The sequence below is a fragment of the uncultured Gimesia sp. genome (assembly GCF_937910335.1).
In the GTDB taxonomy this organism is placed as follows: Bacteria; Planctomycetota; Planctomycetia; order Planctomycetales; family Planctomycetaceae; genus Gimesia.
Window position 1 is genome coordinate 1 of record NZ_CALEMX010000524.1, and the last position, 7413, is coordinate 7413.

5 protein-coding genes are annotated in these 7413 nt (G+C 45.8%); all 5 read left to right on the top strand.

What is annotated here, in order from left to right:
• The first annotated feature begins 566 nt into the window (after window positions 1-566).
• Window positions 567-2558, top strand: a complete 1992-nt coding sequence (locus Q0668_RS21610; protein ID WP_298868461.1) for a CehA/McbA family metallohydrolase — start codon at window positions 567-569, stop codon at window positions 2556-2558.
• A gap of 72 nt (window positions 2559-2630) precedes the next feature.
• Window positions 2631-3839, top strand: coding sequence for an exo-alpha-sialidase (locus Q0668_RS21615; RefSeq protein WP_298868463.1), 1209 nt, complete (start codon window positions 2631-2633; stop codon window positions 3837-3839).
• 426 nt (window positions 3840-4265) lie between these two features.
• Window positions 4266-4667 carry a hypothetical protein gene (locus tag Q0668_RS21620; protein ID WP_298868465.1) on the top strand — a complete coding sequence of 134 codons (402 nt, stop codon included), beginning with the start codon at window positions 4266-4268 and terminating at the stop codon, window positions 4665-4667.
• Window positions 4668-4820: 153 nt separating this feature from the next.
• Complete coding sequence (locus Q0668_RS21625) at window positions 4821-6329, top strand: leucine-rich repeat domain-containing protein (RefSeq protein WP_298868467.1); 1509 nt, start codon at window positions 4821-4823, stop codon at window positions 6327-6329.
• A gap of 359 nt (window positions 6330-6688) precedes the next feature.
• Window positions 6689-7413, top strand: a 725-nt coding sequence (locus Q0668_RS21630) for a DUF1549 domain-containing protein (protein ID WP_298868469.1), incomplete at its 3' end; no start/stop codon positions are given.

The following is a 7413-nucleotide window of genomic DNA, read 5'->3' on the forward strand; positions in this document are numbered from 1 at the left end:
AGTAGGCAAACAGTTCACACCTCTGGAGAGAATTTAGGTAGGCGTACGTGGAAAACAGTTGAAACTTTTTACATGTTCAATGAATCTACGCACGTGTGAATTATAACAGAAATCAGTGAATAATCGAGAATAATCTGGTGTTGAAGTCATCAAAACTAAGATTTTCTAAATGTTGTTTGAAAACGGCGTTGTTTGAAAACGGCTGAAGCAATTCACTCTTGCTGATAAGGATGATCAATCCAAATCAAACATTTAAACTGCTTAAAGGATATCTGACTTGTGAAAGTAATCACCATGCCTGCGACAAAACAGTCCTGGGATGATTCTGCTCGAAAAGAGCGAGCAGGTTGGTGATGAACATTCCACAGGTATGGCCCGCTGGTAAGATCAGAGTAGGGGACGTCATGCCTGGAGAAAGATTATAGACAGGAGAGTAGATGTGTTGTTAAAGTGTTTGATCGTGTTACGTTCAAGAGCTTCATGGTATTCTTGTCTGCGAATGAGTTAAAATCACCGGTTGAACTGTCAGCTTTGAAAACATCAAGTATATAAAAGGAGTCCAGTTTATGGACGTGCGTTATATCAGGAATTTTATTCTATTAGGAGTTTGTGGAATCGCTGTTTTCACAGAAACGATAGAAGCCGCTGGGAAGTCGATTTCTATCGATCGTGATTCACATCAAATTCAAGGCAAGCAAACCTTTAAAAAGACATTTACAGCTAAAGCTAATCCAACCGAATTTGCGTTACTCTTCGAACAAAATATGAAGAAACAAAGCTCGGGCGGATATTGGAATGTCAAACTCAATGAGAAAAACCTTGGACGTCTTGAGGCGCATCTTACTCAGACTGGCGAAGATAAAACACATGACGGATTTCATCGAATTGGTATGACCATTCCTCCCAATGTCCTCAAAGAGGGGGAGAACATACTGACGGTGACTGGCCGAGGGCAGCCGGCGGTATTACGTAATATTCAATTGGAACCGCGCACCTTAAAACAGGCGCTGCAACTGAAAACCGTTGCTGTGAAAGTCAATACAGCAGCAGGTCAGCCTATGCCAGCGCGTATTACGGTTGTGAATGAACTGGGGCAACTCGTAAAACTCTATGATGTGCGCACAGCAATGAATGCGGTTCGTCCTGGAATTCTCTACACGCTTGGCGTCGGTGATACTTTTGCATTACCTCCTGGCAAGTATACGCTGTATGCAACGCGCGGTATGGAATGGGGTGTTGGCAAACAGTCAATCGTAGTCGATGGTCGGCAGTCACAGAGTCATACGCTGGTGATTTCACGCGAAGTCGATACCAAAGGCTTTCTTGCCTGCGACAGTCATATTCATACATTGCCGGGCAGCGGTCATGGAAACGCGACCTATGAAGAGCGCATGATTACCATTGCCGGGGAAGGGATCGAGATTGCTATCGCCACCGATCATAATCACATTTCAGATTACTCGAAGTATCAGCGGGCCTCCGGTACCAATGCTCATTTTCATTCGATCTCCGGCGATGAAGTCACAACTCATAATGGGCATTTTACCGCATTTCCACTTGATCCTTCGCAGGCCGTTCCCGGCGGTGTAAAAGGGCGGAACCCTTTGTTTCTGAAAAGTGAAGACTGGACGAAGTTGATTGCTGATATGCGTAAAAAAGGGGCAGAGGTTGTGATCCTGAATCACCCGTATTGGCCTACGATTGCGAAGGGACCTTTTGGCCGTTTCCGTTTCACTCGCAGTACCGGCGGGAGGGTTGAAGGACCGGAGTTTAGTTTCAATGGGCTCGAAGTGGCGCAGCCTGCCAATGAAACACCCGACTTTTTCTACGCACTTGAAGATTGGATGTCGCTTCTCAATCGAGGCTTACGACTTACCGCTGTGGGAGCTACTGATTCCCATACGGTCAACGATCCGGTGGGACAAGCGCGTACGTATCTCAAAGGCCGCACTGACAATGTTGCTGACATCGATAGCAAAGATGTCTATCGGGCCTTTCTTGAAGGACGTGCAGTCGCGTCCTCTGGTATCTTTGCCAACTTGAGTATTGCCGAGCAATATGGGATGGGGGATCTTGTTCCGGCGGCTGCAGTGACTGACGGAACAATGATAAAAGTCCGTTTACGAGTTGCTGCGCCCTCGTGGATTCGTCCTCGCGATGCCATGATTTATGTGAATGGAAAGCGTGTTGCACAGAAAACGATCAAATCGAAAATTGACCAGCCTACCGATCAGAGGCTTGAATTCAAGATCGAAGTCCCCGCTCATGATGCGCATGTCGTGGCATTTGTTTTGGGCGATGGTATTACTCTGCCCGGCTGGACAACCTATGGTAAAGCGACACAGGCTATCACAAACCCTATCTATCTGGATGTGGACGGCGACAAGAAATATCGCTCGCCGCGTGAAACTGCCAGACGGTTGATTGCGAAATATAGAGAGCCGGGTGTGAAGCTCACTTCGAATCAGCAAAAAAAACTGCTGGACACGGAAGCTGTTAAAGCCGACTCAGCCGTTCTGTTACATGTCAAAGACCTGCTCAAGGAAGATTCTCAATAGAACGCATCAGGACGTGAACTGTTCGGTTTCCCTATTTCACTTCTCAGTGATGCGTTTCCTGGAAGGATTTAAATGAGACGATTATTTCTATTCGCCATATGCTTTTGCTTTGTTAGCATCGTTTCCCATGTCGGCGCGGAGATTCCACATCCAACAGAGAATCCCAAGTCGGCTTTGATGTTGAATCTTCCGAAAACTGGAACGGATCCTGAGAAGATTGATTTCGTACAACTTCCCAAAGTGCCAACCCAACATACCATAATCAGTGATGTGCGAGACCAGGGTGGCAACTGGGTACACCAGCATGCCTATCTTGCGTTTTTTGATGGCCGATACTGGGCGATGTGGAGTGACGGGCCTGGCAAGAGGCGGACTAAACTCACCGCAGAGCAGCACCGCAACGTTGTTCCCGGTCATGACCTGCCGGATACGCGCGTTTCGTATTCTATCAGTCAAGACGGATTGAATTGGAGTAAGCCGACTGGTTTGTCAGGACCACCGCGTATTGAAGGCTTCGGCTGGATTGCCCGCGGCCTATGGATTCGAAATGGAGAATTACTGGCGTTAGCGAGTCATTTCAATGCCCCTGCTTATCCAGGCAAGGGATTGAGTCTGGAAGCGTTCCGTTGGAACAAAGAGATGAAGACCTGGGACGTGCATGGCACCGTTCGCGATGACACGCTCAACAATTTTCCTCCGAAGCTATTGCCATCTGGGCAATTCATGATGACGCGGCGCGATCATCGTAGGCAAGTCACTGTGATGCTTGGCGGCGAAAAATCATTTAATCAATGGGAGATACTCCCTCTTGCGAGCTACGACGGGAAGGGGCGACCAGAAGAACCATACTGGTACGTGCTACCTGATGAAAAAAACATTGTTGGCCTGATTCGCGACAACGGCCGTTCCGGTCGGTTGCTCCGCACTTATTCTATCGACAACGGGCGCACATGGAGTCCGATTGTCAAAACTAACTTTCCGGATGCCACCAGTAAATTCTTCGTTCTACGCACTTCACGCGGTTACTATGCGATGGTGTCCAATTCTAATCCGCATCGGCGTGATCCGCTGACATTGGCGATCAGCCGGGATGGGCTTGTGTTTACGGATCTTTTCTATCTGGTCGGTGGACGTCACGTTGATTATCCGCACATTATTGAACATGACGGATCTTTACTGGTTGCATTCTCTGGTGCGAAGCAGACCATGGAAGTGTTGAAAGTGTCTCTGGATGACGTGGACCGACTATTGGAGCGAGATCAGACCAAACAACAAAATTAACTTATCTAGTGGTTCATCTTCACTTAGATCTGATTCTGTCATTTCCGTAACTTTCGTATCCACCTTCCTTCGAAACGTATCCTTTGGTCTGCCGTATGAAATATCATTTTTTAGTTGGCAAGTACATAATATGTAGTATTGATTATGTACTGAGTATTCGAAATTGCAATTCATCGAGTTACTTCATCAGCAATGTTTTGGTTGAATACATCATTCAAAGTGAGGCACAATGAAAACTGTGAGTATTTCAAGAATACGAAGCGTGGTCGGATTTGTGGGCTGAATGATGGAAAAGCCTGTGGTAGATGTGGGGGGTGATATTCTGTTACCAAGAAATTGGATATTGACAAAGCGGTGTTCGAATTCCAGAATTGAGTTTGAGCTTCTTTGTTCGAAGCATCTCCTATTTCATCAGAAGGTCATTCGATGAAGAATTTTACCTCAATGAACAATCACGGTGTTTTCAAGACTTTCATTTTTCTCCTGTTGTGTAGCGGGTGTGGACACACGGATGAACCTGCTACCGACTCGATCAAGGCACTTGGGGGAATAATAATTAGTGATGACACGGGCAATGTCATACGAGTCTATTTTTCTGGCAGCACCATCAGTGACGTTGGACTTGTGCATCTTAAAGAGCTGACCAATCTGACCACATTGGAACTTTCAGGCACCAAGATCAGTGACGCAGGACTTGTGCATCTTAAAGGGCTGACCAGACTAACTCTTTTATGGTTATTCGAAACTAAAGTCACGAAAGAGGGAGTGATGAAATTGAAGGCAGCAATACCCGATTGCTGGATTAATCATGAAAGTGTATTCACCTGAATACAAAATCAAACATCAGCCGGAGTTTGAAAGTATTGTCATGCAGGCTTTGCTGCAGTAGGAAGTATCATTGACAATGCGGTGTTCGAATTCCAAAATTGAGTTTGAGCTTCTTTGTTCGGAGCATCTCCTATATCATCAGAAGGTCATTCGATGAAGATTTTTACCTCAATGAACAATCACGGTGTTTTCAACACTTTCATTTTTCTTCTGTTGTGTAGCGGATGTGGACAGACGGATGAACCTGCTACCGACTGGATCAAGGCACTTGGGGGAGAAATTGATCTTGATGACAAGGGTAATGTCATTCAAGTCAATTTTTGTGACACCAATATCAGTGACACAGGGCTTGTGCATCTCAAAGGGCTGACCAATCTGACCACATTGAACCTTCGGTTCACCAAAGTCACTAATGCAGGACTCGTGCATCTTAAAGAACTGACCAATCTGACGACATTGGACCTTGAAGGCACCAAAGTCAATAACGCAGGGCTTGTGCATCTTAAAGAGCTGGCCAATCTGACCACACTGGAGCTTCAGTTCACCAATGTCAGTGACGCAGGACTTGTGCATCTTAAAGGGCTGAACAATCTGACGACATTGAACCTTGAGATCACCAAAGTCAGTGACGCAGGACTTGTGCATCTCAAAGGGCTGACCAATCTGACGACATTGGACCTTGCAGGCACCAGAATCAGTGATGCAGGACTTGTGCATCTTAAAGATCTGACCAGTCTGACCACATTGAGCCTTTATCGAACCGGCATCAGTGACGCAGGACTTGTGCATCTTAAAGAGCTGGCCAGCCTGAGGACATTAAAACTTGCATCCAACACCAAAGTCACTGACGCAGGACTTGTGCATCTTAAAGAGCTGACCAATCTGACGAAATTGAGGCTTGCAGGCAACAAGATCAGTGATGCAGGACTTGTGCATCTTAAAGGGCTGACCAATCTGACCACATTAGACCTTGGGTACGCCGACATCAGTGACGCAGGACTTATGCATCTGAAAGAGCTGAGCAGTCTGACGACATTGAACCTTCGACGCGCCGACATCACTGATGCAGGACTTGTGCATCTCAAAGGGGTGACCAATCTGACGACATTGATCCTTTACGGCACCCGCAGCATCACTGATGCAGGGCTTGTGCATCTTAAAGATCTGACCAATCTGACCACATTGGACCTTGCAGAGACCAACATCAGTGATGCGGGACTTGTGTATCTTAAAGGGCTGACCAGCCTGACGACATTGAGCCTTGGGCACACCAACATCACTGACGCAGGACTTGTGCATCTTAAAGAGCTGACCAATCTGACCACATTGAACCTTGCAGGCATCAAGATCAGTGATGCAAGACTTATACATCTTAAAGAACTGACTAATCTGACGAAATTGAACCTTCGACACACCGACATCACTGATGCAGGACTTGTGCATCTTAAAGAGTTAACCAATCTGACCACATTGAACCTTCGAGGCACCAACATCACTGACGCAGGACTTGTGTATCTTGAAGGGCTGACCAATCTTATTACATTGGACCTTTCATACAACTTCACTAAACTAACTTTTTTGGGTTTGATCAGAACTAATGTCACGAAAGAGGGAGTGATGAAATTGGAGGCAGCAATACCCAATTGCAAGATTTTACGTTAGAACTGTATTCTCCTGACTGCAAAATCAAACAATAAAAAATTGCTGACCAAGCCAGATGGTGGCATCATCAAATTGCGTCATTTATTTCATCAGAAGGGAATTCTATGAAGAATTTTTACCTCAATGAACAATCACGGTGTTTTCAACTCTTTCTTATTTCTTCTGTTGTTGATTTGATTTACTACATTCATCAAACAATTGAAAAAGCCTTGACAATTGTCTTTCCACAATCCTACCATCTATTAACGATCATCCTTTGGGACCCACCTGTTCTCTTCGTATTGCGATGTCGCAGTTACGGAATTTCTTGAGACGCACCAGGATCGTGATTTGTATTCAATTTGCAATTGAGTAAACGCATGCATTTTCGTCTCATTCTTTTATCTCTGGCGGGTTTTCTCACACTTTCAGTCGATATTTGTCTGGCGGAAAAAGTGGAGCCGAAAAAATCGGTTTCAAAATCAAAAATCGATTTCAGTCGCGATATACGTCCCCTCCTTTCGGATAACTGTTTTCACTGTCATGGTCCCGATACGAAACATCGCGAAGGCGATCTCAGGCTTGACATTGAAGCGGCGGCGAAAGCAAGTTCAATCTCTCCTGGGCATTCAGAGAAAAGCGAACTTTACACACGTATTAGCAGCACTGATCCCGATCTACAAATGCCTCCGGCTGAGTCGAATAAGAAATTGACTCCCGCGCAGGTTGAATTATTCAAACGTTGGATAGATGAAGGAGCCGAGTGGACCAGTCATTGGTCGTTTATCGCACCAAAAAAGTCAGCGCTGCCTGCTGTCAAAAACAGCAAGTGGGTTCGCAATTCCATAGATCAATTTGTTTTGTCACAGATTGAACGTCAGCAGGGAAAACCTGCGGATGCAGCAAATCGTCGTACGTTAATTCGACGTCTTTCTTTGGATCTTACAGGTTTGCCTCCCTCCATTGCAGAAGTGAATGCCTTTTTAAACGATCGTTCGCCTGATGCCTATGAAAAAGTGGTAGACCGTCTGCTCACTTCAAAACATTACGGAGAGCGAATGGCTTTGATGTGGCTGGATGCGGCCCGATATGGTGACACGAGTGT

Coding starts and splice junctions, on each gene's coding strand:
- Q0668_RS21610 (WP_298868461.1), top strand. CDS start 567: ATGGACGTGCGTTATATCAGGAATTTTATTCTATTAGGAGTTTGTGGA.
- Q0668_RS21615 (WP_298868463.1), top strand. CDS start 2,631: ATGAGACGATTATTTCTATTCGCCATATGCTTTTGCTTTGTTAGCATC.
- Q0668_RS21620 (WP_298868465.1), top strand. CDS start 4,266: ATGAAGAATTTTACCTCAATGAACAATCACGGTGTTTTCAAGACTTTC.
- Q0668_RS21625 (WP_298868467.1), top strand. CDS start 4,821: ATGAAGATTTTTACCTCAATGAACAATCACGGTGTTTTCAACACTTTC.